This is a genomic window from Neisseria sp. Dent CA1/247 (genome assembly GCF_022870825.1).
GTDB lineage: Bacteria > Pseudomonadota > Gammaproteobacteria > Burkholderiales > Neisseriaceae > Neisseria > Neisseria zoodegmatis.
The window spans coordinates 731,411-755,884 of record NZ_CP091522.1 but is presented as its reverse complement, the minus strand read 5'-3'; the positions used below and the strand labels follow the sequence as shown (position 1 = coordinate 755,884).

Below are 24,474 nucleotides of genomic sequence, written 5' to 3'. Positions count from 1 at the left end.
AAACCTTCAAAGAAAGCGGAGTCAATACATGAATAAATTATGGTTACCGGCTTTGGTATTTTTCTTGTCGGCATGCTCTTTTACTCCCAAACCTTATATTTCCGATGGATATCAGAAATACAAAACCAGCGATTTAAAAGTACCTGAACGTCCTCATGCTTTAAAACTGGAAACCGAATTTACCAGAAACGGCAAACCCTTACCGCCTGCAAGACTGGAGCTGACCCAAGCAGTCAATCAAGCACTGAATGAAACCAAAGTCGCCGTTTCCGCTCCCCAATCAGAAGCAACATTGAAGATTCACGCAAATAACATCGTTAATATGAAAAACGCTATCGAAAACGGCATCGGAACCGGTATAACTTTTGGACTGGCAGGAAACACGGTTCGTGACGACTACACATTTATATGCAGCTACGCGCACGGCAATCAGGAATTAAGCAAGGCCGAATTCGACCATGCCATCGTATCGAATATCGGTGCCAGAGCCGCCCCTATCGGCATGATTCCGCAAAAGAATTTACAGCACGCTTTTTTTGCCGTTACAAAAGATGTTGTAGTCAATTGCTTGGGCGATTTGCAGAAAAAAGGTTATCTCCTCCCATAATGTAAGCGTAAGGGCATTGAATATAAATACAGGCCGTCTGAAAATTTTCAGACGGCCTGTTACTCGTTTAAAAGCGTATTAACGATTCACGCTTGATTTCAGATGACCATAGCCTTCGGCATCCATTTTATCCAACGGAATGAAACGCAGGCTGGCACCGTTGATGCAGTAGCGCAAACCGCCTTTGTCTTTCGGGCCGTCGGGGAACACGTGGCCTAAGTGTGAATCGGCGGCACGGCTGCGCACTTCGATGCGGCGCATGTTGTAGCTGAAATCGTCGTGTTCGGTAACGGCTGCTTGTTCAATCGGGCGGGTGAAGCTCGGCCAGCCGCAGTGGGAGTTGTATTTGTCGGCAGAGCTGAACAGGGGCTCGCCGCTAACGACATCCACATAAATACCCGGGTCGAACAGATGGTCGTATTCGTGGCTGAAGGCATACTCGGTGCCGCTTTGTTGGGTAACGCGGTATTGCTCGTCGGTCAATGTACGTCTCAGTTCCTCGTCGCTCGGTTTGCGGTAAGTGGCGGCATTAAAACCTTTTTCGGTTTTCGGCGCGCTTTTGCCGGGGAGCGGCTCGTCGGCTTTGCGGATGTCAATGTGGCAGTAGCCGTTGGGGTTTTTGATCAGGTAATCCTGATGGTATTCCTCTGCTTCATAGAAATGTTTCAGAGGCAGGTTTTCTACCACCAGCGGCAGTTTGTATTTGGTTTGCTCTTTTTTCAAGGCGGCTTCTACAACAGCTTTTTCGGCAGGATTGGTGTGGTAAACGCCGGTGCGGTATTGCGTGCCGCGGTCGTTGCCTTGTTTGTTGAGGCTGGTGGGGTCGATTACGCGGAAATAGTATTGCAGGATATCGTCGAGGCTGAGCTTGTCGGCATCGTAGCTTACTTTCACGGTTTCGGCATGGCCGGTATCGCGGTAGACCACGTCTTCATAAGAGGGATGATCGGTTTTGCCGTTGGCATATCCGGATACGGCGTCTACAACGCCGGGAATGCGTTGGAAGTAGGCTTCCAAGCCCCAGAAGCAGCCTCCGGCCAGATAAATGGTTTTGGTGTTTATCACAGCAGATTCCTTTTTCTTGTCGCTCGGTTTGTAAAACTGGGTTTTCAGACGGCCTATGTCGGCATCGGGGTTGTCTATCAATGCCAATGCCTGCGCTTCGTTGATGCTGCCTTTAACGATGCGGGCGACTTCGCCTTTTTTGTTGAGCACCGCCCATGAAGGGTAAACGCTGATATTCAGGCTTTTGGCGATTGTACCACCCTCATCCGCAATCACCGGCAGCTTAGGATAGTTGAGGCCGGCATACCATTGCTGGAATTCGCCCGGTTTTTTCTCGCCGAGAAAGCCCGGAGAGGCCACGGTAATCAGATTGGCCGTCTGAAAACGGCTGTCTTTTACCCATGCCTCGGTGTGCCCCAGCTCGGACAAACACAGCGGACACCAGCTTGCCCAGAATTTAATCAGCGTGGGTTTGTCTTTTTTCAGATAGTTTCCGGCGGGTTTACCGTGAGTGTCGTGCAGCTTTTGCAGTACTTGCGGCACGGGCGCAGCGGCCGCGGATTGTGTTTGCGGCAATAAAACAGATGCACCGGCGCCAATGACGGCGATTAGGGCAAAAATTTTCCAGCCCCCATGCTTTTTGGTTTTCATCACTTCCTCCTGTTGATAGGGATTTTATAAAGAAGACGAACAAGGAGGGAAATTCTTACACGGTAGATTTTAAGAAATGTTTTAGTTTGAAAATTTTAAAAAGTGACAATACGTTATTTTTATATACTTCTGTGAATCTCCAAGCAAACTGCTAAAAACACATACTAAGTTGTATCAAATAACTATAGCGAAGAAATTACTAAATAGCTTAGAGAATGAAGCCGATTGGCTCAAAACATCACACTAAAGCCGCAGGATTTTTAACTGCTGCTTTGATATTCCACAATTAAAACGAAACTCACATTCTTGCAAGAACAGAGAAAAAGACTTCCGGTTAATCCCGCTGTATTTGCATAAGATACGTTTCGCCTGATTCCAAAAATTCTCAATGTCGTTGATGTGGTTTTGTCGTTCAGCAAATGACTTATTGTGATTTATCCGGTGGTAGCAAAAAACGCTGATATCCGGTACGTCGCAACTGCTTAAACAATCCATGCAACCTACGCTGTCAGGCATGATTTTCTCTGAAATAACAGGAAATATACTTTCTTTTTTAGCGTTGTTCACTACGACCGTAAAACTTTACCCCCACATTTGAGGACACCGAAAACCACTACCTTACCCGCTACACCCCTACCGCGATTTACTTCACGCTTACCACCGAAATAGCTCCCATCTAACTCTACATCTCACTCAAAAACCTGATCTGCTTCCAAAGCTAAATGATGGCTATAACGAGACGGATTTTGCAACCAAAGAGAATGGTTGTATTGGGCTGAATACCCAAAATATCGGCAGCCAAATGTGCAATTATTTCGAATACAAAATATTCAAGAATTTTATTTGTTTCTTGTTACGGTAAGTTTTGCAGTGGGTTATTCTCATTTTGACAGCCTATCATGACTACTAGTCTATGACAGCTAATTTTTATTAACGTTGAATTTATTAACATTGAAAACGTTTACCAAACGTCTAAAAACAAAACAAGCCGCAATTTCTTGCGGCTTGTTTCTTGATTTATTTGGCTCCCCGACCTGGGCTCGAACCAGGGACCTGCGGATTAACAGTCCGTCGCTCTACCGACTGAGCTATCGGGGAATAGCTATAAATTATATTAGTAAATTAAATTCTTGTCAAATAAAAATCCAACTATCGTCACCTTATAATTTACAAATAAGCTATTTACAAAGTGACAATTAAATTTTATTTAAATCGATTATAAAATATCTGCAATATGTTTTGCAGCACGTTTAGCGTCTAATAAGATTAGCCCTAATTTACCACTCTCACGTGCCATCAGTGCAAGAACTGCACTATTTCCAGCTTGGCTCAGCAAAACATATCCATGCGTTCCTTTTACCATCACCTGATCTAATTCACCACACGCCAATTCATGCACTGCTCTATTACCTAACGCCAACAGCGTGGCAGACATTGCGCCTACGCGATCAGCATTAAGATTATTGGGCAACAAGGTTGCAATTGGCAAACCATCCGTAGAAATAACAGCTGATGCTGTAATATCGGTTGACGTATTATTTAAATCGCTTAATACTGAAATTAATAACTGTTCACGCATGTTCTTATTCCATTAATATAATATCAATATACTTATAATAAACGCAAAGTAAAAAATCTCTTGGCTTTTTAATTCTTAATATTTGCCATAGCGGTTATGTAATACCTTTACTAAGGTAACAAATTCTTCCTTATTTAAATCAGGAACTCCACCAATAACCAAGATCAGTTTACTCATGCCAATATATAGAGGGAAAAAAGTTAATTCACTCTGGCCAGATGGATCACAAATGCCCCACGCACTATGATGGATATGAAGATTATTCTTGATCAATAATTGATGTCTATCAACTACTTCTGCAATTTCTCCCGCAAGAATACCTACTTCTTCTGCAGCTTCATGATGAAAACCAGCATTAGCGAAATACAAACCGTTTTCGTCGGCCAACAATGCTTTGCCCGAATTAGACAACTTAGCCAATAATTCAGGGAGCTGCTCATCAGACAGATTTAAATCTTCATTGCCAACACTTTCATCACCATACAAAAATTCAAGACGTTGTAATCTGTAAAGTAAATTAAGTGCGCTCTCAAAGTCATTTGTTTCGGCCCATTTCATCAGCTTATCACTACTGATGGTTTCGTTTGGGTCTGCACGTAAAAGACCATAAAGGAGGGTTCGGCTCGCGCTGGCTGTATCACCTGAAACTGCATAATACGCACCAGCCGGAGTAATTTTAGGGTACAAATTCGATTGTAAAGAAAGTGTAGATTCCATCTTATACCTCTAATCCCGGGTCAATTGAGAAGAGCATCGCAGTAACCAATTGTTTAACATCATCCTCTCTACGTGCATCAATTTCAAAGACCGGTACATTAAAATTATTCTGAGCTAAATATTTTTGATATACATCAACTCCGGGTAATGAACGGATATCCATTTTGGTCACCCCTACCACTAAGGGAGCAGTTTTTAGCAATTCACGGAAAGCATCTAAGAAAAATTGCAAATCTTTTAATGGATTTGTTCTCGTATTATCCAACAACAGTATCAAACCCATACTGCCTTGACTTAAAATTTCCCACATAAAATTAAAGCGTTCCTGCCCGGGAGTTCCATACAAATGAACTTTAGTCTCTTCATCCAAGCGAATAACACCATAATCCATGGCAACAGTCGTATATCCCTTCCTAACCAGAGTCATATCAGATGCATCCGCATCTGTCTGCACAGGTGGTTCATCAGATAAGGCTGAAATAGCCGTTGTTTTGCCTACGCCTACAGGACCGGTAAAAATAATTTTATTTTCCTTCATTTTGTCATTACCTCTTATATATTATTTCTTACCGATTAACTTACGCATCAATCTCTGTAGCAAGCTTCGCGGTTGTTCTGCTGAAGGACTAACAGCTTTTTCTGCATCTCTTGTCATCTGATTATCGGGTACATCACCGCCAACATTAACTTTTTCCCCTGTAACGTTAGCATGCTTGCTTTCATCTGAAAATTCAGTGTCAACAGCCAAAAAACCAGTTACATGAGTAGCAGCTAAATAGTTAAGAATATCTGGCATTTCTAATGGCATAACCTTATAAAGAATATTGAGATTAACTGAAGTTTTAGTCAGAAATGCAGAAAGACGCATAGATTCAGGCACAGGCGCCAAACGGGTTAAGTTAGGCCAACGCTTCAAAGTAAAAATTGTTTGAGGTGTCATTGGATAAATTAACCGACCTTGAGCAGTCCAAATAGCCATTTGCCATAAACAAGACATTATCGTAACTTTAGCTTTTTCTTTCCATTGGGGATTATCAGGCACTGCCTTACACACCACTGCCAAATTATCATCCTTGCTTAGCTTTTCAAGCTCCGAAGCACTTACTGTAAGCAATACTCTTTGAATACTGGGGAAAACAATAATAACTGGTTTTCCTTCATGTAAAACAGCTATATCTTGGTGCCCTTGGCTTGCAAATTTCAAAGCACCAAGCAAACCTCTTTGTGGATTGAAACGGCGAACAGTCGCCTTTCTTGACCCGTTTGATTGCGAATTATCCTCTTCAGCTTCAGTCTTTTCCTTTGCTTCAAAGATATTACCGCCTTGGGAAAGGCTTCTTAAGATGGGAAATAACGTATCAAACTTAATAGGTTTAGCAAGATATGGAGTAGTAACTTTTGGCTCTTTAGTTGAGAACATTACAACAGGAATCTTGTCGTATGTTTCCTTTAACTTTTCCCAATTCGCAACCCCTTGCTCTGTATCGGTATCAACCAAAACCAAATCCGGCTGTTCCCCTGAATCCGACTGTACTATTTCATAATTGGTAGTATTGTGCATTTTGAATGCCATACGGAATACCGCCTCCTGCTGCGCCCCCATATCCTGCAGCAGAATCCGCACTGTTTTTACTTTAGGTAATAAATTATCCATTATTAGAGTGCTCTTAAAAAATATTGTTATTTAGAATGTTGATTTACACGACGCAAAAGTTGACTCATAGCCAATACTACCTCTTCTGGCAAGCTTGCTACCCTTTCTCTGAGCAAACGTAAGAATTGCTCCAATCTAGACCAATCTTCTGCACGTTCATACAAATCAAACAACATCACATACAGTTGAGATTCTTGCGGATATTGCAAAACAGCTTGCTCCAACGTGCCAATGGCTTGTTCCAATTGTCCATACATCAGTAGAGACTCAACCTCTTTAATTGCTTCTTCCGCAGGAGAAGAATTTTCACTGATGAGCGAAGAGTTTTTTTGGACTAAGTCACGATATTTAGACTTCAACTGTAGTGAAGTTGGTTCTAAATAACCACGTTCCAAGCCTATTTCACGAACTTTTTGTTCAGACGGCCCCTTTTCTAAATCGTCGAATACTTCGTGATAGCCCAGACTATAACCCCAGCCCAACATTCTTTCTTTCACTTGACGACCATACTGTCCCAAAGAGTAGTAAAGCTTCCACAAATGTTTGGCAAATTGGTTTACTTCTTCGTGCTGATAGTCAAGTTTGAGAGCGTCAATGATTAAACTTGCAGGCTTAGAAGATTTTTGAATAGCTTTATTATATTGGTGCAGTGCAGTTTGGTAATCCACTTTTCCTTTCAAGATTCTTGCACTTTTCTCCGGCTTAACAAAGCCTATCACCGCTCCCATTTCTTCACTGCTAACCTTGTCCAAATCTTTATTTCCAGTAACCAAAGGATTACGAGAAAGTACACTTGAATTACCATGAGCTTGGGCATTAACAGTATTAATCGTTAAAGATGGCGCAGTTGAATCAGATTGAATATCTTCAAAACCTGTTTTCTCACCGATGATACGTGAGACCTCCTGCATTCCCCATCCCAAACGGCTCTCAGCCATAACCCTAAGAGGAAGATGAGTAGGATTGGCCGTTAAACCTGCTTTAACATACTCAGCTAAATTTTCTTCGGTTAAAATACTGCCGTACTTATCCAGCGCATCGAATAACAAGTCAATATCATTAGTACGCAAGCTGAGCCCTATCAACTCATGCACTAATTTCTCGGGCGCTCCATCTTTTAAGTTATTTAAATAACTTGCCAAAGATGCAGCAGCCTTAGTTTCGTAGCCAAACTGCTTATAAACTTGGTATTCAGTGAGAGGATCGACTTCTTGCGCGGAAACTGCTGCAGTTGCCGCTTCTGAGGCTGCGCCTCCATCCCATCCCCAATCTTGATTATCACTTTCTGACACAGATTGGCTGACCTGATCCATCCAGTCGCCGCCAGATGATGGTGATTGTTCTGACTTATCAACATGCCGTCTCTGTCCGCTTGAACGCGTATTTTTGTGCTTTGAGGATTTTTTCCCAGCGCTTTGTTTATAGCGTACAAACAATAAGATGAGCAACGCAGATAGCAGTAATATAATAAAATGTGAATAATCCAAAGGATATCTCCCGATGCGTCTAATATATCTTGACAGCTTACTATAGTTTATCTGAATTAAATAAATTCAAGCTTAAAGCATAATTAAGCCATACTGCCCCCTTAAGGGCTTCATGATAACATGATTTAACCGATTATTACATCAACAACCTATTTTATCATCATTGCCAATTGCATTAATGCAACTCAAACCACGCCATAGCTTCAACGTGTGCTGTTTGGGCAAACATATTCATAACACCGGCTGATTTAAAATGATAACCTTTACCGACCAACACAGCCGCATCCCTCGCAAGCGTTGATGGATTGCATGAAACATACACTATTCTTTTTGGTAAATATGGATTATGCAAAGATTTCACCAGTGCATAAGCTCCACTTCTAGGCGGATCGAGCAGCATTTTGTCAAACCTTCCCCAACTCGCAACAGTAGCCTGATCCGTTTTAAATAAATCTGCCTGTTTAAAAATAATATTATTACACTTATTTAGACAAGCATTTTTGGAAGCTCTACGAACAAGATAATCAGCTCCTTCAATACCAACCACCTGCGCACCACTTTTTGCCATAGGAAGCGTAAAGTTACCCAATCCGCAAAATAAATCAACTACCCGCTCATTTTTCTGAACATCCATTAAAACCAACGCTCGATTGATCATTAAGGCATTCATCTGCATATTAACCTGAGTAAAATCTCCAGGAAGGAAAGGCATAGTAATGCCATATTCAGGTAAACCGTAACTAAGTATTGGAGCCGAATCCGGATAAAAAGGGAAGGCTGCTTCTTTATTAATTTGCACCCAAAGCTGCCAAAAACAATTACTCGATTGATTAAGGCCGTCTGAAAAATCTTTTAACAGCTCTTTTGTCTCTCTCTTCAACGCTTCCTGCATACAGACATTCAAAACTGTTACGCGTTCCCCAACAAAACATTCTATATAGTTAATTTTTCCATTTATCTTAACTATTTTTTGCAATACTGCCTTCAGTCTAGGCAAAATATCTGAAACCGACTTGGGCAAAATTGAGCAGCTTTCAATATCAATGACATTATGACTGTGCTTAGCTTTAAAGCCCATTATCAAAGAATTTCGATCATCGGTCGAAATACTGAAACGCACCCGATTTCGATAAGCCCATTCCAAACCATAAATAGGCGGCATAAACTCATCCGGTTTCACGCCACCTATTTTTTCCAGCTGTTCCTCTAAAATTCTCTGCTTAAATGCAACCTGTGATTTTGCTGATGCATGTTGCAGCACACATCCTCCACATGTATCAAAATAACTACACTTAGGCTGAACCCGCTCGACGGAAGGACGCAGGACATTAACTACTCTTGCTTCGCTGAAATGCTTTTTTTCTCGCTTGATTACCAAGGATACCCGCTCGGTTGGTAATGCGCCTTCAATAAAAACCGTCTTACCATTTATCTTTGCAACACCACGCCCTTCGTAATCTAAAGCAAAAACCTCTGCTATGTGTTCCAATTCAGTAGTATTATCCATAACTTTAAAAAATTCAGAAATATAAATCCATACAGAATAATACTCTAGAAAAATTTCTAGATATTACACTCGTTTCCCATTTGGAATTACCGATAACAGTATGGTTTATCCCTGCTACCGAATAACTCCACAAGTAATTTTAATGAAAAGAATCAACTTCAGCCTTATTTGCACCATATTCTGCGCAACAGCCGCAGCCAATACACCTATACCCGATGCCTCCCCTGTAGCCAGCGGTCAGCACGTCATTATCAATATTCCGCAACAACGCCTGTTTCTTTTTAACGACGGTAAATTGGTAAAAGCATATCCGGTTGCAGTAGGGAAAGCAGCCACCCAAACCACTTTGGGCGAACATAAAATTGGAGCAAAAGCCTTCAATCCGACGTGGCACATCCCTAAAAGCATTCAAAAAGAACGCGGCGATGGCGTTAAAACCGTTCCTCCCGGACCTCAGAATCCCTTAGGGCCTGTTTTTGTGCGCATGGGTGATCCCAAACTCGGTCTAGGCATTCACGGCACCAACGCTCCTGCCAGCGTACCCGGAGTGCGTAGTCACGGCTGTGTACGCATGAAATCGCCCGACGCCCTCGAGTTTGCAAAAACCATCCATAGCGGCTCACCCGTTTCAGTGGTTTATCAGATGGCCACGTTAAATGTGGATGCAAATAACCACCTATGGCTCGCAGTATATCGCGACCCCTATAACCAAAAAAATCTAGATGCCGAAGTCTTACGTAAAAGCATCAATGCGTGGGTTAAAGCGCACGGTAAATCTGTTAATCCCAAGCGGGTTGCAGCCATTCTTAAAAACCGAACCGGTTCGCCCAACTGCCTAACCTGCAAACAAAGTGTAAAAATGAAAGCACCTTTGAAATCGATAGCATGGACAACAGGCTCTGCGCTACCCACCAAACCAAAAGCTATTCCGGTAGAACCACCGAAGCCTAAAGACGAAATACTTCCTCCGGGTACTGAAATTGAAGTGGATGCCGAAAGCACCACTCCATCACAAACACCTAAAAATGATCAGCCATCTACACAACCGGCTCAAAACGCAAAGAAAGATTTACCTGAGAAAGTAACAAATGGCCAATCTCCACAACCCTTAACTCCTAAAAACGGAGTTAGACAAGATTTTACAGAGCCGACCGACACTTTGTTTTGATACTTTGGATTTAACAGCGTTACCAATGCTTTAAATCACTCAATGAATGGCTTTTGAAAATTCTGTCTGTTGTACCAATAAAAAAAGAGGGATTGTTTATCCCTCTTTTTTATTATTTTGCTCATAGTGCTTCCCACTAAAATTTAGTGGAACAACAGCATCACAAAGATCTAACAACAAAACAAATATGGCTCTTGCCAAAATTAGCAAGAGCCATATCAAATCTGGCACGCCCACGGGGAATCGAACCCCGGTTACCGCCGTGAAAGGGCGATGTCCTAACCGCTAGACGATGGGCGCGGAAAAGTGTTTTCTGGCGCACCCGGAGCGATTCGAACGCCCGACCCTCTGGTTCGTAGCCAGATACTCTATCCAACTGAGCTACGGGTGCGAGAAAGATTTGAATTATATTTAGGCGGCCATTTACTGTCAAGCATTTTGAAACAAAAAAGTGTAGAATATTGCTTTATTTTTGAATTTACTCGAAAAGTAATGATGGATCTAGCTTCACGCTGGCCGCAATTAGCGGCATATTTTTCCGATTTCAAGATACCCGTGGCTATTGTTGACCTTGAATCCACGGGCGGGAATTTATATGCAGACCGTGTTACTGAAATTGCCGTGCTGCGTTTTGAAAACGGAATGATTCAGCGTTACGAATGGCTGGTAAACCCCAAACAGTCGATTTCCCAATTTATCACCGCGCTTACCGGCATTGATAACGCTATGGTTGCCGATGCGCCTGCTTTTGCTGATTTATCCGATACATTATTGCCTTTGTTGCGCGGCACTTTATTAATCGCCCACAACAGCCGCTTTGATTACACTTTCCTCCGCCACGAGTTCCAAAGAATCGGTGTGAGTTTTGCCGCGCCAACTTTGTGCACCGTGCAACTTTCCCGCCGTCTCTACCCTCAATTTCACAAACACAACCTCGACAGCATTATTCAGCGATTCGATATTGATGCGGCACAACGGCATCGGGCGATGACCGACGTTATGGCGTTGGCTGATTTTTTGGAAAAAAGCCTAGCGCAAAAAGGAACGGAAGAATGGGAACGCCACTTCCATTCCCTCATCCAACCCAAAATATTGCCTGCATGGCTCCCTGCCGCGCTTTCCCAACAAATTTACGCTCTGCCGGACAGCTATGGCGTTTCAATATGGCGCGACAAAAAAGGCAACACGGCAAGCATGCATGTGCATGAAAAAGCTTTTTCCGAAATCGCCGCTTCTTTGCAAAACCAAGAAAGCGTGCCGTTCATACGCGAAATCAGCGATATACAATTCATCCCCGCTTTGGGCAAACTGCATGCTCTGTATCAAAAAGCGCAATTGGCAACAGAACATGCCTCGAGGCCGTCTGAAAAAAGCAGTCATTATCTAACCGTGCAATTCACGACCGACGAATGCTCGCGCTTGCAAGCCAAGATTGTTTCTTTAAGCAACGGCTGCATGACTCATCCGCCTACCGGACTGTTTCTTCACAAGAAATCCGCCAAACGGGCATTAACGGCGTGGGCAAACGAATACGGGCTTTGCCCCTCTTCACTCAATATTTTGCCGACCACGCACGCACACAATGTTCCCTGCCCTGTTCAGGAAATCGGCCGTTGCAGCGGACATTGCCACACTGAAAACGGCATCGAAACCCAAAACCGCAAAATCCTTGAACACGCACCTTCTTTACCCGTAGCCGACTGGGGAAAAGCCCGAAAAGTGGAGGTTGTAGAATCAGACGCCCTTTCTGGCCGAGAAATTGTTTTGAACTGCGAAGGCGGCGCGTTGGAACTGCCTGACGGCCGCTGGTATTTCGACCATACCTTGCCCGCACTGCTCAAAGAAAAATTCAAATCAGGCAAAAACACAGTTCACATCATAAAGGCCGTCTGAAAACGAACTCGTGAACTTTGCCAAAACCATTTAGCGAAGCCCACAAGTTCGTTTTCAGACGGCCTATAAGACATACCAAACCTTAAAAACCCAAGCATTCCCGTTTTAGCCGCCCCATTAAATATCCGGCCGAAAGATAACCATGAACAACCCCAAAATCATCTTTTTCGACATAGACGACACCTTATACCGCAAATATACCGACACCCTCAGACCTTCCGTACAACAAGTCGTGGCAGCCCTCAAACAACGCGGTATTCTTACCGCCATAGCCACAGGCCGCCCCTACGCCGCCATTCCTGCCAAAGTGCGTGCGCTTGCAGAAGATGCCGGCATGGATTTGCTGCTAACCATCAACGGCCAGTTTATCCGCTACCGCGGCGAAGTCATCGACAAGTGCCCTTTGGATAGCGCAGTTATTGAAACCCTATGCAACTACTTAGACGGGCAAAATATCGCCTATGCTTTTGTATCCAACGACAATATCGCCGTATCCGCCCTCACCCCGCTGGTGGAAGAAACACTCAAACACATCTTTCCCGAACCGCTTGTCGATAAAGCATTTTTCCAAAAAAACGAAGTGTTTCAAATGCTGGCTTTTTATGATGCAACACGCGAACAGGAAATCGCGGATATCGCCACCCGCTACGGCTATAAAACCGTGCGTTGGCACGAGCAGGCCGTCGATATTCTCAACGCCGAAGGCTCGAAAGCGCGCGGGATTACCAAAGCCGTACAAAAATTAGGCATCGATATGCAAGACGTTATGGCTTTCGGCGACGGTTTGAACGACATCGAAATGATGAAAGCTGTAGGATTCGGCGTTGCGATGGGCAACGGCCATCCCGATTTGAAAGCCGTTGCCGACTACATTTGCCCGACAGTAGAAGAAGACGGCATATACAAAGGCTTGAAAGCATTAGGCGTGATTGAATAAGGCTTACTCATTGTCTACTTACGTCAAAACACCCTTCAAACCGGCCAACCCAACACTCTCCATAATTGTTATAACATAACATTTTTATTTTAATTTCAACAACTTAAGAATGAAAATCATTTGACTTCCACTCAAAATCAGGCGCATACTTCTTTCATATGCTATCAATCAAGACGAGGCCGGTTTCACGTCTGACATCAAACCGGCGCGTCTTTCATCCGTCCACCCCAATCAGGAGAAGCATCATGAAAATGAAAGCAGCAGTGGTCACCCCCGACAGCAACGGTAACGTAGAAATTATCGAACGCGAAATCCGCCCTCTTGAAAACGGCGAAGCATTGGTAGAAGTAGAATATTGCGGCGTGTGCCATACCGACTTGCACGTTGCCGCCGGCGATTACGGCCAAAAACCCGGCCGCGTACTCGGCCACGAAGGTATCGGTATCGTAACCGAAACCGCTCCCGGCGTAACCCGTCTCAAAAAAGGCGACCGCGTCAGCATCGCTTGGCTGTATAAAAGCTGCGGTTCGTGCGAATACTGCAATACCGGTCGCGAAACCCTTTGCCGCACCGTATTGAACGCCGGCTATACTGCCGACGGCGGCATGGCCACGCACTGTATCGTAGATGCCGATTATGCCGTTAAAGTACCCGACGGCTTAGACCCTGCCCAAGCCAGCAGCATTACCTGCGCAGGCGTAACCACTTATAAAGGCATCAAAGTTTCCGGCGTCCGCCCCGGACAATGGATTGCCGTTTACGGCGCCGGCGGTTTGGGCAATTTGGGTGTGCAATACGCTAAAAAAGTGTTCGGCGCACATGTGATCGCCATCGACATCAACGACGACAAACTGGCTTTGGCGAAAGAAGTGGGCGCAGACATCGTGATTAACGCCGCCAAAGAAGACGCAGCCAAAGTGATACAGGAAAAAGTCGGCGGCGCACATGCCGCAGTCGTTACCGCCGTTTCCCGTGCGGCCTTCAACTCTTCCGTAGACTGCGTGCGGGCAGGCGGACGCGTCGTAGCCATCGGCTTGCCGCCCGAAACCATGGATTTATCCATCCCCCGCATCGTGTTGGACGGCATCGAAATCGTCGGCTCGCTGGTAGGCACGCGTAAAGACTTGGAAGAAGCATTCCAATTCGGCGCGGAAGGCATTGTCGTTCCTGTCGTACAAACCCGTACGCTCGACGAAACCAACGACATTTTCCAAGAAATGCGCGACGGTAAAATCCAAGGCCGTATGGTTATCGACATGAAGAAAAGCTGCGGCTGCACGCATCACTAAACAAACGTTTCCCCCACATCTTTAACACACCATGCCTGCCTGAATCTATTTTCAAGCAGGCATTGTTTCTTTTCAGCAACTTGTTTTGCCAATCGAACGAAATCCCCACACAATCATCAGGCCGTCTGAAAACAGGAAGCCTCCATGAACAAGCACAATATCTTCCACCCGCTGCCCGAACGCACCGATATAGAAACCTTTGAAGACATCTTGCGCACGCCTAATATCCGCGTCGAGCGCATCGTTTCATATGGACAATCCTCGCCCGAAGAAGGTTGGTACGACCAAGATGAAGCCGAATGGGTGGTTTTATTGCAAGGAAGCGCGGTGTTGGGTTTTGAAAACGGCAAAGAAATCAGCCTGCAAGCCGGGGATTATGTGCATATTCCGGCGCATTGTAAGCATAGGGTGATGATGACGGATCAAGAGGAAGCAACAGTTTGGTTGGCGGTGTTTTATATAAAATAGTTTACATAAAATAGATTGTTAAATACGTTGCTAGGCATAATATTGCATAACTTTTTCTTGATGCTTTAGTAGCTCACGATCTAAATTTTGCTGGGGGATAATTGTAAATGTACTTCGAATAAAATTACTCCCATCGAATCGAATTTTAACAAAACGGTTCGACCCATTGCCATTGGTCTGGTATAGGTCAAAGAGAACATCAACAGGAGGGATAAAAGAAGATTGCAACAATTCTTCCTTGATCTCTTTTAATAGAGAAAAAGGATTTACATAATCTATTCCTGAGCAAACAACCCAATCATGTCCAGACTGAGTTGTTATTTTTTCAATAGTAAACATTTCATTCAAATATATTTTCAATTAGTTCATATACTTTATTACAAATATTAATAGCTTCTTGGAGGGACTCAATCTTTGCACTAGCTTCTACCATCTCGTCCATATGAAAAATCGAATGTCGTCTTTTTTTGTAATAAGTATATGCAGCTTCAATTGCTGGTAAATTTGAACCATTAAAACGTTCAATTTCACTTGATTTTAATATGCATTTATTTGGATTGTGCATTTCGTCAAAAAGTTCACCAATAAACCTTGGTAGGGGTGAAAAACCTTGTCTAGATAATTGCTCTTTAATGATACCTTCTAATGCTCGTAATTCTGCATAAGTAAGTAAAGAATATTCAGGTAATTGGGGTGAGGCAAATCTAACACAATAACTAGATACTAATAAATCACTTATTGCTGTAGGCAATTTAGCAAATGATTTTGGCAATACGTTCCTTAGGTATTCTTTTGCTACTTCAGGCCTTGCAATAATTGCATCTGCATCGTCTTTTTTATATAAAATTTTACCAAGTGTATCTGTATCTAAAGCATAGGAGAGTGCATATGCCACTACTTTATAACAAGATAGAGGTTTTCCCTGAATTAATAATTTACATGATTCTGCATAATAACTTAAATTTAGTCTATCTTGATATTGTTGAGAATGCAGTTGATACAAGATTCCCCCATTAATAGCTGATGATTGAATGCAAATATCATTGGATTCACTGAGTTTTGAAATTTCCTCATAAATTGCACTAAAGCATTCTTGATTAATTCCTGCGATTGCTAAATTCAAAGACTTGACAGCTTCATTACATAACTTACTTTTAACGTATTGGGCAACTTGCAAACTCAATTCAGGATTTTTTCCTTGATTATGTTGAATAGTTGTTGTGCCATCGTTTCTGAAGAAGAAAATAATAGTAGCAAGTTCCTGCCCGGGCTTTGAAATTTCAAACCGTGATTGATTACCTGAATTGGGTAGCTCTTTATAAGACATATTATGTTGGCTGCAAAATTCAGATAGACAATTTTCAATGCCAGATTGATCTAGGTTTAATTTAGTAAACTCGTTACTCATATATTCTTTACCCCTTGAAATAAATTTAAAATTATAGTGAAAATTGTAAATTCACCTAAACTATCACAATTTTACTTCTGTAAATTATAACAAATAAACTTATTTTTGATACAAAGCAACAAGTCGAAGATTGTACAAATAACATAGCAAGATACAGCATCATTAGACATTCAAAATTTCAGACGGCCTCGAATCCCTTCGAGGCCGTCTGAATTTTTCTAGCTTAAACGTTCAAACTACTCAAACACTCAAGCCGCGTTGCCTTCCAAGAAGTCCTGCGCGAAGCGTTGCAGCACGCCGCCGGCTTCGTAGATCAGCACTTCTTCGGCGGTGTCCAAACGGCAGGTTACGGGCACTTCAACCGTTTTGCCGTTTTTGCGGTGGATAACCAGCGTTAAGTCGCAGCGCGGTTCGCGTTTGCCGATAACGTCGTAGGTTTCGGTGCCGTCCAATTCTAAGGTATGGCGGTTAACGCCTTCTTTGAATTGCAACGGCAGCACGCCCATGCCGATGAGGTTGGTGCGGTGGATGCGCTCGAAACCTTCGGCCACAATGGCTTCCACGCCGGCGAGGCGCACGCCTTTGGCGGCCCAGTCGCGGCTGGAGCCTTGGCCGTAGTCGGCACCGGCCACGATAATCAGCGGCTGTTTGCGGTTCATATAGGTTTCAATCGCTTCCCACATGCGCATCACTTGGCCTTCGGGCTCTACGCGGGCGAGTGAGCCTTGCTTGGTGGTGCCGTCTTCGTTTTTCACCATCTCGTTGAAGAGTTTGGGGTTGGCGAAGGTGGCACGTTGGGCGGTCAAGTGGTCGCCGCGGTGGGTGGCGTAAGAGTTGAAGTCCTCTTCAGGCAGGCCCATTTTGGCGAGGTATTCGCCTGCCGCGCTGGTGGGCAGAATGGCGTTGGAGGGCGACAAGTGGTCGGTGGTGATGTTGTCGGGCAGAATCGCCAGCGGGCGCATACCTTTTAAGGTGCGCTCGCCTGCCAACGCGCCTTCCCAGTACGGCGGACGGCGGATGTAGGTGGACATGGGGCGCCAGTCGTACAGCGGGCTGGGCGCTTTTTCGGCGGTGCCGGTGTCGAACATGGGGATGTACACGTCGCGGAATTGCTGCGGTTTTACATGTTTGGCAACGATTTCGTCGATTTCTTCGTCGGTCGGCCAAATGTCTTTCAGGCGGATTTCTTTGCCGTCTGAAACGCCCAATACGTCGTTTTCAATATCGAAACGGATGCTGCCTGCAATGGCGTAGGCTACGACCAGCGGCGGCGAAGCGAGGAAGGCTTGTTTGGCGTAGGGGTGGATGCGGCCGTCGAAATTGCGGTTGCCGGACAACACGGCAGTGGCATACAAATCGCGGTCGATGATTTCCTGTTGGATTTTCGGATCGAGTGCGCCGGACATGCCGTTACACGTGGTGCAGGCAAAGGCAACGATACCGAAGCCGAGTTGCTCCAATTCGGGCAACAGGCCGGCTTCTTTCAGATAGATTTCCGCTACTTTGGAGCCGGGTGCAAACGAAGATTTCACCCACGGTTTGCGGGTTAAGCCCAGTTTGTTGGCATTGCGTGCCAACAGGGCGGCGGCCACGACGTTGCGCGGGTTGGAGGTGTTGGTGCACGACGTAATCGCCGCGATGATGACTGCACCGTCGGGCATTTTGCCGTCTGAGGGCACTTCGTAAGGCGCGGCGATGCCTTTGGCGGCCAAATCGGTGGTCGAGAAACGGGCGTGCGGGTTGGACGGGCCGGCCATGTTGCGGGTAACGGTGGATAAGTCGAACTTCAACACGCGCGGATATTCGGCTTTGGCCAAAGCATCCGACCACAGACCTGCGGTTTTGGCGTAGTTTTCCACCAATTTCACTTGCTCGTCGTCACGGCCGGTGAGTTTCAGATAATCAATGGTTTGTTCGTCAATCGAGAACATCGCGGCGGTGGCGCCGAATTCGGGCGTCATGTTGGAAATGGTGGCACGGTCGCCAATCGACAGGCTGCGCGCGCCTTCGCCGAAGAACTCAACAAATGCGCCAACCACACGCTCTTTACGCAAAAATTCAGTCAAAGCCAACACGATATCGGTAGCAGTGATGCCGGGCTGGCGTTTGCCGGTCAGCTCCACGCCCACAATATCGGGCAGGCGCATCATTGAAGCGCGGCCGAGCATCACGGTTTCGGCTTCCAAGCCGCCCACGCCTACGGAAATCACACCCAGCGCGTCCACATGCGGCGTGTGGCTGTCGGTGCCGACGCAGGTGTCGGGGAAGGCCACGCCGTTTCTCACTTGAATCACGGGCGACATTTTTTCCAAGTTGATTTGGTGCATGATGCCGTTGCCCGCGGGGATAACGTCCACATTTTCAAAGGCGGTTTTCGTCCAGTTGATGAAGTGGAAACGGTCTTCGTTGCGGCGGTCTTCGATTTCGCGGTTTTTGCGGAAAGCGTCGGGGTCATAGCCGCCGCATTCCACGGCAAGCGAGTGGTCGACAATCAGCTGGGTTTGCACGACGGGGTTGACTTTGGAAGGATCGCCGCCTTTTTCGGCAATCGCATCACGCAAACCGGCCAAATCCACCAGCGCGGTCTGCCCCAAAATATCATGGCACACAACGCGCGCGGGGAACCACGGAAAGTCGATTTCCTGCTTGCGTTCAATCAGTTGGCGCAACCAGCTTTGCAGCGTGGGCAAGTCGACATTATCAGCGCGGTTGACCAAGTTTTCAGCCAAAATGCGCGAGGTGTACGGCAGCGTATCGTAAGAACCGGGCTTGATGTCTTCGCAAGCCGCGCGTGCATCGTAGTATTCGAGATCGGTACCCGGAAGGGGTTTGCGGTAAATTTGGTTGGTTTTCATGGTTAAGTCCTTTTGTCGTGTTTTTCTTTTGGTATGTTTTTTCAGACGGCATCAGGCCGTCTGAAAATAAATCTGCATCAATTTTTTATAGGTTTCAAATATCAGGCACTACCCTGCGCCATCGGTTGCCGAACACATGCAGCGTCAAGCCGCACATCACAATGATAATACCGAGCCAATGCCACAAGGCCAAGCGTTCGTCTAAAACCAAATAGCCTGCCAATAAAGCAATTACCGGCACCAATAAAGCAAACGGCGTTACCTTGCCGGCCGGATGCTTGGCCAGCAACGCACCCCAGCCGGTATAGCCGACCAAGCTCGCCACATACGCCAAAAACAAAATGCCGCCAACGCCTTTCCAAGTCAGGTTGGACATATGTTGTGTCAAACCGTCCGCACCATAAAGCATCAGCGAAACCAGCACAAATGCGCAAAATGCCGGAATACCGCCCCAAACGACCAATGACAGCGCGTTCACAGAGCCGATACGTTTCACAATAATATTGCCGCACGCCCAAGAAGCCGCCGCACCGAATACCGGCAACATCGCGCTCACCGGCAAGTTGCCTTGATAATGCCCGATGCCGATAAATACCAGCCCCACCGCCGCCGTACACATACCCAATAGATGATGGGCAAGCACGGGTTCGCGCAATAAGATGCCCGCAATCAATACGGTAAAGAACACCTGCACTTGCAGCATTAACGCCGCCAAGCCGGTAGGCAGCCCCCAATCCAAAGCGGTAAACATCAAGGCGAATTGGCCGAAGCTGATGGTCAATCCGTAGGCAATCAATAAATGCCACGGCACCGCCGGACGTTTGAGTAAAAACACCGCCGGAAACACCACACAGAAAAAACGCAGCATACCCAACACCATCGGCGGTATTTCATTCAGGGCAAACTTCATAAACAGGAAATTCACGCCCCATACGCTGATGACCAGCAATATCAGCAGATAATCTCTCACGTTCATGATCGGCTGCCTTGTTTCTTTTGTGTGCGGGTTGGCCGCCCGAATATTTTCAGACGGCCTCTATCTGCTTTCAGGCTTGATGTACATTCTCAAGCAACATTTGGCATGGCTTTTTATCTGCCATAACTGCGAAAGTTAACATTTCATACTGTGCACAAAACTTCATCCGTGCACACCAAAAGATTAGTACTACATAATCAGCCGCTAAACCGGCTTGTATAAAACATTAAGTTTCGTAGCTATTTGTAGTGAAGGAAGTTTTAGCGAAGCTCTCAAGTTCGCTTTCAGACGGCCTCGTTAAACCGACCTCCCTGAAAACCAAAAAAGGTACAGTAGGCTTGCGCCCGCCGTACCTTGATCATGTTTTAACGCTCTTCCATCGGCACGAAAGCCAAATCATCCGGGCCGGTGTAGTTCGCGCTCGGGCGGATAATCTTGCCGTCTTGGCGTTGCTCAAGCACGTGGGCAGACCAGCCGGTAGTACGCGAAATCACAAACAGCGGTGTGAACATGGCGGTGGGCACGCCCAGTTTTTGGTAAGAAACGGCGGAGAACCAGTCAAGATTCGGGAACATTTTTTTCTCATTCCACATCAGGGTTTCCAACCGCTCGGCAATATCAAACAAACGCATATCCCCTGCTTCGGCGCTCAAATCGCGGGCAACTTCTTTAATCACCACGTTACGCGGGTCTGAAACGGTGTACACGGGATGGCCGAAACCGATCACGATTTCTTTGCGGCCGATGCGCTCACGGATGTCGGCTTCGGCTTCATCGGCATTGCGGTAGCGTTTTTGGATGTCGTAAGCCACTTCGTTGGCACCGCCGTGTTTCGGGCCTTTCAGCGCACCGATGGCACCGGTAATGCAGGAATAAATGTCGGAACCTGTACCGGCAATCACGCGCGAAGTGAACGTAGAAGCGTTGAATTCATGCTCTGCATACAGAATCAGCGAAATGTGCATGGCTTTGATTTGCGACTTGGTGGGGCGCTTGCCGTGCAGCATGTGCAGGAAATGGCCGCCGATGCTGTCTTCTTTGCTTTCTACTTTGATGCGTTTGCCGTTGTGCGAGTATTGATACCAGTAAAGCAGCATGCTGCCCAAGCAGGCGATCAGTTTGTCGGCAATATCGCGCGCTTCGCTGGCCGGTTGGCTTTCACGCTCGGGATGAACGCAGCCGAGCATGGAAACGCCGGTACGCAATACATCCATCGGGTGAGTGTGCGCAGGCAGGCTTTCCAACACTTGAATCACGCGGATAGGCAAACCGCGCAGTGATTGGAGTTTTTTCTTGTATGCAGCCAGCTCGAATTTGTTCGGCAGATGGCCGTGAATCAGCAAGTGTGCCACTTCTTCAAATTCGCAATGTTTGGCCAAGTCGAGAATATCGTAGCCGCGGTAGCTCAAATCATTGCCGCTGCGGCCTACGGTGCACAAAGCGGTATTGCCGGCAGGCACGCCTGAGAGGGCAACGGATTTTTTGGGTTTCGGGGTAACTGGGGTTTCGGTAGTCATTACGAGTTTCTCCTGTGTAGATCAAGTGTTATTTTTCAGACGGCCTCTCCAACTCACAGGCCGTCTGAAAATGGTTTGCAGCCGTTTGGCGCGCTCACCCTGCATATACGGCATTTTCTGCACGCCATGCGGCTGATTGTTATTGTTTAATCTTATTTGCTTGAGCTGAACAGCTTGTCCAGCTTCTGCTCGAAGTCGTGATAGTTGAGATGCTCGTACAGTTCGGCACGGGTCTGCATGGTGTCAACCACATTGGCCTGAGTGCCGTCGCGCATAATCGCTTCATACACATTCAACGCAGCTTTGCTCGCAGCACGGAAAGTTGAGAGCGGATACAGCACCAGTTTTACACCGTTGTCGGCCAGCTCTTTTTGCGTGTACAAGGGCGTTGCACCAAACTCGGTGATATTCGCCAACACAGGCACTTTCACTGCTTCGGCAAACTGTTTATACATGCCAAGCTCGGTCATTGCTTCGGGGAAAATCATATCGGCACCGGCTTCGACACACGCTTGCGCACGCTCGATGGCTGCGTTCAAACCTTCTACGGCCAACGCATCGGTACGCGCCATAATGACGAAATTTTCATCCACGCGCGCATCAACCGCCGCTTTGATACGGTCAACCATTTCGACTTGAGACACGATGGCTTTGTTCGGACGGTGTCCGCAGCGCTTCTGCGCCACTTGGTCTTCAATATGCACCGCCGCCACGCCCGCACGCTCAAAATTGCGGATGGTACGGGCGATGTTGAACGCCCCGCCCCAACCCACATCGATATCCACCAGCAAAGGCGTATCGACATTATCGGTAATGCGGCGCGCATCGATCAGCACGTCTTCCATGGTTGTGATGCCCAAGTCCGGGATACCGCACGAACAGGCCGCCACGCCGCCACCGGAAAGATAAATCGCTTTGAAACCGCTGTGGGTAGCCAAACGGGCAAAATAAGCATTGATACAGCCGACTACGGCTAAGGGATTGGATTCTTGAACAGCCTGACGGAACCGCAGGCCGGCAGAGTGAATACTCATGTAATGCTCCTTTATTCATTTCATGTTTTTCTTGTGTCGTCGAATGTAGTAATTTTTAAAATTACTGTAAAACTGTAAATTTTGATGGAATCCATCAAGATTTTTGATGGATAAAACATAAGTCTTTGCTGTATATGGTTTACCTCCCCGCCATTGACTTTCTACGGCTTTCGAGAATTTGATAATATATATTTAATCTATTTATCTCCCAATTAAATACTCTTTAAAATCAAAAAATTTTAAACTGATTATATGAAAATAAATCTTTTCAATCCAGAAAGGATACAAAAAGAGGCCATCTGAAATTTCAGACGGCCTTTGAAGTGCTCTTACAGATGGGAGTGTCTGCTAAGAGATTCTGAAACAATAAATAGAGAAGCAAAACAGTTGGAGGCTTTTGCAAAACCACTCCCCAGCATTGCTGCCCGTGCATCATGATTCCGATGCAGTTCGTGCTTATATGCGCGCAGTAGTTTGCAAAAACCTCGATATCCGACTTTATTTTTATTTTACGAAACTTTTTCCATCAATCGGCTAGGGCCTGCCTCAATCGCAGCAGCCAACTCGTTAGAAGAAGCAACTACCGTAATACCTGCTTGGCGCAAGGCATAAACAGCCTTCAAGGTACCTTCCGGCGTGTAACCGCTGCAAGCCGCGAGATTGACGATGATGTGCCAATTATCGTTATACCATCCCAAGTGGGCAGCCGTTTCCAGTACGGCTTGCTCCATCGCCAAACCGCCGATAATAATGGTGTGGGTATTTTGTGCATGCAGCCATTCGATCAAGCCTGTGCTGCGGGTTTCTTTCGTATCGTGGAAGCAGGCACTGGCAGATTCGTCGCCCTCCACTTCTACGGCATGATCATAATCCGCAGGATTAGGCAAACCTTTCAACAAATGGGCACCGCGGCAAGACTCGGCACGGATGGCAAATTGGCTTTCGCGGCTGAAAGTAAAAATGTTGTGCATTTTATTTTCTGCGCCGCCGCACAAACTGGCACACAAAGTTTTTTTATTATTTGAGACGTTTTCAACTAATAAGCGCTTTTGGGCAAAACGAGCCTGACGATTCAACTCCGGCACAATGTTTTCCGGCTGATGGACACACTGTTGATCATTTGCCGCAAAGCAAGAAAAACGGCATTGAGGTTGGAGATCAATAGCAATAATGGTCATGGTGTTTGCCCCTTAATGTGGTTCCGAAATAAAATAAACGGAACTTTTATTAGATAATTGGTATGTCTTGATGAGCGGTATATTATCAAGATAAACGTATTTTCTCTAGTTATTATTTTAAAACATATAACCAATTTAATTAGTATATAGCTATCAAAGAGCAAAAAAATATACCGGATATTCGGTATTTAAACAGAACGAGTAAAATAATATATTGATTAATCTGAAATATTTTAAAAAGACAAATTATTGATATAAACAATTAACATATTAATCAACCTCATCTGTCACACAGCACATTTTGTCCCCACACCTTTCAATATCAACTTAGAATAAAAATTACAATTTAAAATCAACATGTAACAAAAAAACACACTATTATTAAAATGATACAACCAGCAACATTACGAATAGATGATCGCTATTTTCAAAACATACCCTACTGAGGCCGTCTGAAAAATACTGCTACGTCTTGCACATCCACTTAGCTTCACACTATGGCTGGTTGCCGCCATCTAAATTTCCCTGCTCTATACTAATAAAA

20 protein-coding genes, 3 tRNA genes and 1 pseudogene are annotated in these 24,474 nt (G+C 45.6%); 6 read left to right on the top strand and 18 right to left on the bottom strand.

What is annotated here, in order from left to right; translation table 11 throughout:
* Positions 1 to 28 precede the first annotated feature (28 nt).
* Complete coding sequence (locus LVJ85_RS03685; protein ID WP_244741554.1) at positions 29 to 607, top strand: hypothetical protein; 579 nt, start codon at positions 29 to 31, stop codon at positions 605 to 607.
* Positions 608 to 685: 78 nt separating this feature from the next.
* On the opposite strand, the gene msrAB is transcribed toward LVJ85_RS03685, so the two are convergent.
* The 9 genes and pseudogenes from msrAB to rlmD all read right to left on the bottom strand — a co-directional run bounded on the left by msrAB (position 686) and on the right by rlmD (position 9,207).
* Complete coding sequence (msrAB, locus tag LVJ85_RS03680; protein ID WP_244741552.1) at positions 686 to 2,263, bottom strand: bifunctional peptide-methionine (S)-S-oxide reductase MsrA/peptide-methionine (R)-S-oxide reductase MsrB; 1,578 nt, start codon at positions 2,261 to 2,263, stop codon at positions 686 to 688.
* Positions 2,264 to 2,506: 243 nt separating this feature from the next.
* A pseudogene (locus LVJ85_RS03675) lies at positions 2,507 to 3,148 on the bottom strand (IS1595 family transposase).
* Positions 3,149 to 3,285: 137 nt separating this feature from the next.
* A tRNA-Asn gene (locus LVJ85_RS03670) sits at positions 3,286 to 3,361 on the bottom strand.
* A 118-nt stretch (positions 3,362 to 3,479) separates the two neighbouring features.
* Positions 3,480 to 3,842 carry a roadblock/LC7 domain-containing protein gene (locus LVJ85_RS03665; RefSeq protein WP_085362801.1) on the bottom strand — a complete coding sequence of 121 codons (363 nt, stop codon included), beginning with the start codon at positions 3,840 to 3,842 and terminating at the stop codon, positions 3,480 to 3,482.
* 75 nt (positions 3,843 to 3,917) lie between these two features.
* Complete coding sequence (locus LVJ85_RS03660) at positions 3,918 to 4,559, bottom strand: peptidase M23 (RefSeq protein WP_085362800.1); 642 nt, start codon at positions 4,557 to 4,559, stop codon at positions 3,918 to 3,920.
* Position 4,560: 1 nt separating this feature from the next.
* Positions 4,561 to 5,097: an ATP/GTP-binding protein gene (locus tag LVJ85_RS03655; RefSeq protein WP_085362799.1), complete on the bottom strand. Its 537-nt coding sequence runs from the start codon at positions 5,095 to 5,097 to the stop codon at positions 4,561 to 4,563.
* A gap of 21 nt (positions 5,098 to 5,118) precedes the next feature.
* A complete protein-coding gene (locus LVJ85_RS03650) occupies positions 5,119 to 6,213 on the bottom strand; it encodes a response regulator (RefSeq protein WP_244741550.1) in 1,095 nt (364 codons plus the stop codon).
* 26 nt (positions 6,214 to 6,239) lie between these two features.
* A complete protein-coding gene (locus tag LVJ85_RS03645) occupies positions 6,240 to 7,700 on the bottom strand; it encodes a 23S rRNA methyltransferase (RefSeq protein ID WP_244741548.1) in 1,461 nt (486 codons plus the stop codon).
* Positions 7,701 to 7,875: 175 nt separating this feature from the next.
* Positions 7,876 to 9,207 (bottom strand): 23S rRNA (uracil(1939)-C(5))-methyltransferase RlmD, encoded by a 1,332-nt coding sequence (rlmD, locus tag LVJ85_RS03640; RefSeq protein ID WP_244741545.1) that lies wholly within the window; start codon positions 9,205 to 9,207, stop codon positions 7,876 to 7,878.
* 142 nt (positions 9,208 to 9,349) lie between these two features.
* Between rlmD and LVJ85_RS03635 the strand changes: the two genes are divergently transcribed.
* Positions 9,350 to 10,375 (top strand): L,D-transpeptidase family protein, encoded by a 1,026-nt coding sequence (locus tag LVJ85_RS03635; RefSeq protein ID WP_244742994.1) that lies wholly within the window; start codon positions 9,350 to 9,352, stop codon positions 10,373 to 10,375.
* Between the two features lie 225 nt (positions 10,376 to 10,600).
* On the opposite strand, the gene LVJ85_RS03630 is transcribed toward LVJ85_RS03635, so the two are convergent.
* Both LVJ85_RS03630 and LVJ85_RS03625 read right to left on the bottom strand, forming a co-directional pair.
* Positions 10,601 to 10,675: transfer RNA gene (locus LVJ85_RS03630), tRNA-Glu, on the bottom strand.
* Positions 10,676 to 10,689: 14 nt separating this feature from the next.
* Positions 10,690 to 10,766: transfer RNA gene (locus LVJ85_RS03625), tRNA-Arg, on the bottom strand.
* A 164-nt stretch (positions 10,767 to 10,930) separates the two neighbouring features.
* Here LVJ85_RS03625 and LVJ85_RS03620 point away from each other — a divergent pair.
* From LVJ85_RS03620 to LVJ85_RS03605, 4 genes are all read left to right on the top strand, one after another.
* On the top strand, positions 10,931 to 12,268 hold the full coding sequence (locus LVJ85_RS03620; RefSeq protein ID WP_244741543.1) for a 3'-5' exonuclease: 1,338 nt from the start codon (positions 10,931 to 10,933) through the stop codon (positions 12,266 to 12,268).
* Positions 12,269 to 12,410: 142 nt separating this feature from the next.
* Positions 12,411 to 13,205 (top strand): Cof-type HAD-IIB family hydrolase, encoded by a 795-nt coding sequence (locus LVJ85_RS03615; protein ID WP_244741541.1) that lies wholly within the window; start codon positions 12,411 to 12,413, stop codon positions 13,203 to 13,205.
* A 245-nt stretch (positions 13,206 to 13,450) separates the two neighbouring features.
* Positions 13,451 to 14,494, top strand: a complete 1,044-nt coding sequence (gene adhP / locus LVJ85_RS03610) for an alcohol dehydrogenase AdhP (RefSeq protein ID WP_004282692.1) — start codon at positions 13,451 to 13,453, stop codon at positions 14,492 to 14,494.
* Positions 14,495 to 14,638: 144 nt separating this feature from the next.
* The gene (locus LVJ85_RS03605; RefSeq protein WP_244741539.1) at positions 14,639 to 14,962 is read left to right on the top strand and encodes a cupin domain-containing protein; all 324 of its coding nucleotides are present in this window, start codon (positions 14,639 to 14,641) and stop codon (positions 14,960 to 14,962) included.
* Between the two features lie 30 nt (positions 14,963 to 14,992).
* Here the strand turns inward: LVJ85_RS03605 and LVJ85_RS03600 are convergent, their stop codons facing one another.
* The 7 genes from LVJ85_RS03600 to LVJ85_RS03570 form a co-directional block, all read right to left on the bottom strand.
* Entirely contained in the window at positions 14,993 to 15,301 is a 309-nt protein-coding gene (locus LVJ85_RS03600; protein ID WP_244741537.1) for a type II toxin-antitoxin system RnlB family antitoxin, read from the bottom strand.
* Between the two features lies 1 nt (position 15,302).
* A complete protein-coding gene (locus LVJ85_RS03595) occupies positions 15,303 to 16,370 on the bottom strand; it encodes a type II toxin-antitoxin system RnlA family toxin (RefSeq protein WP_244741535.1) in 1,068 nt (355 codons plus the stop codon).
* A gap of 248 nt (positions 16,371 to 16,618) precedes the next feature.
* Complete coding sequence (gene acnD, locus LVJ85_RS03590) at positions 16,619 to 19,225, bottom strand: Fe/S-dependent 2-methylisocitrate dehydratase AcnD (protein WP_244741532.1); 2,607 nt, start codon at positions 19,223 to 19,225, stop codon at positions 16,619 to 16,621.
* A 94-nt stretch (positions 19,226 to 19,319) separates the two neighbouring features.
* Positions 19,320 to 20,201, bottom strand: a complete 882-nt coding sequence (locus tag LVJ85_RS03585; RefSeq protein WP_244741530.1) for an EamA family transporter — start codon at positions 20,199 to 20,201, stop codon at positions 19,320 to 19,322.
* Between the two features lie 365 nt (positions 20,202 to 20,566).
* Positions 20,567 to 21,718: a 2-methylcitrate synthase gene (prpC, locus tag LVJ85_RS03580; RefSeq protein ID WP_244741528.1), complete on the bottom strand. Its 1,152-nt coding sequence runs from the start codon at positions 21,716 to 21,718 to the stop codon at positions 20,567 to 20,569.
* Between the two features lie 152 nt (positions 21,719 to 21,870).
* Positions 21,871 to 22,752 carry a methylisocitrate lyase gene (gene prpB, locus LVJ85_RS03575; protein ID WP_244741526.1) on the bottom strand — a complete coding sequence of 294 codons (882 nt, stop codon included), beginning with the start codon at positions 22,750 to 22,752 and terminating at the stop codon, positions 21,871 to 21,873.
* Positions 22,753 to 23,261: 509 nt separating this feature from the next.
* Entirely contained in the window at positions 23,262 to 23,930 is a 669-nt protein-coding gene (locus LVJ85_RS03570; RefSeq protein ID WP_244741524.1) for an isochorismatase family protein, read from the bottom strand.
* Between the last annotated feature and the right edge of the window lie 544 nt (positions 23,931 to 24,474).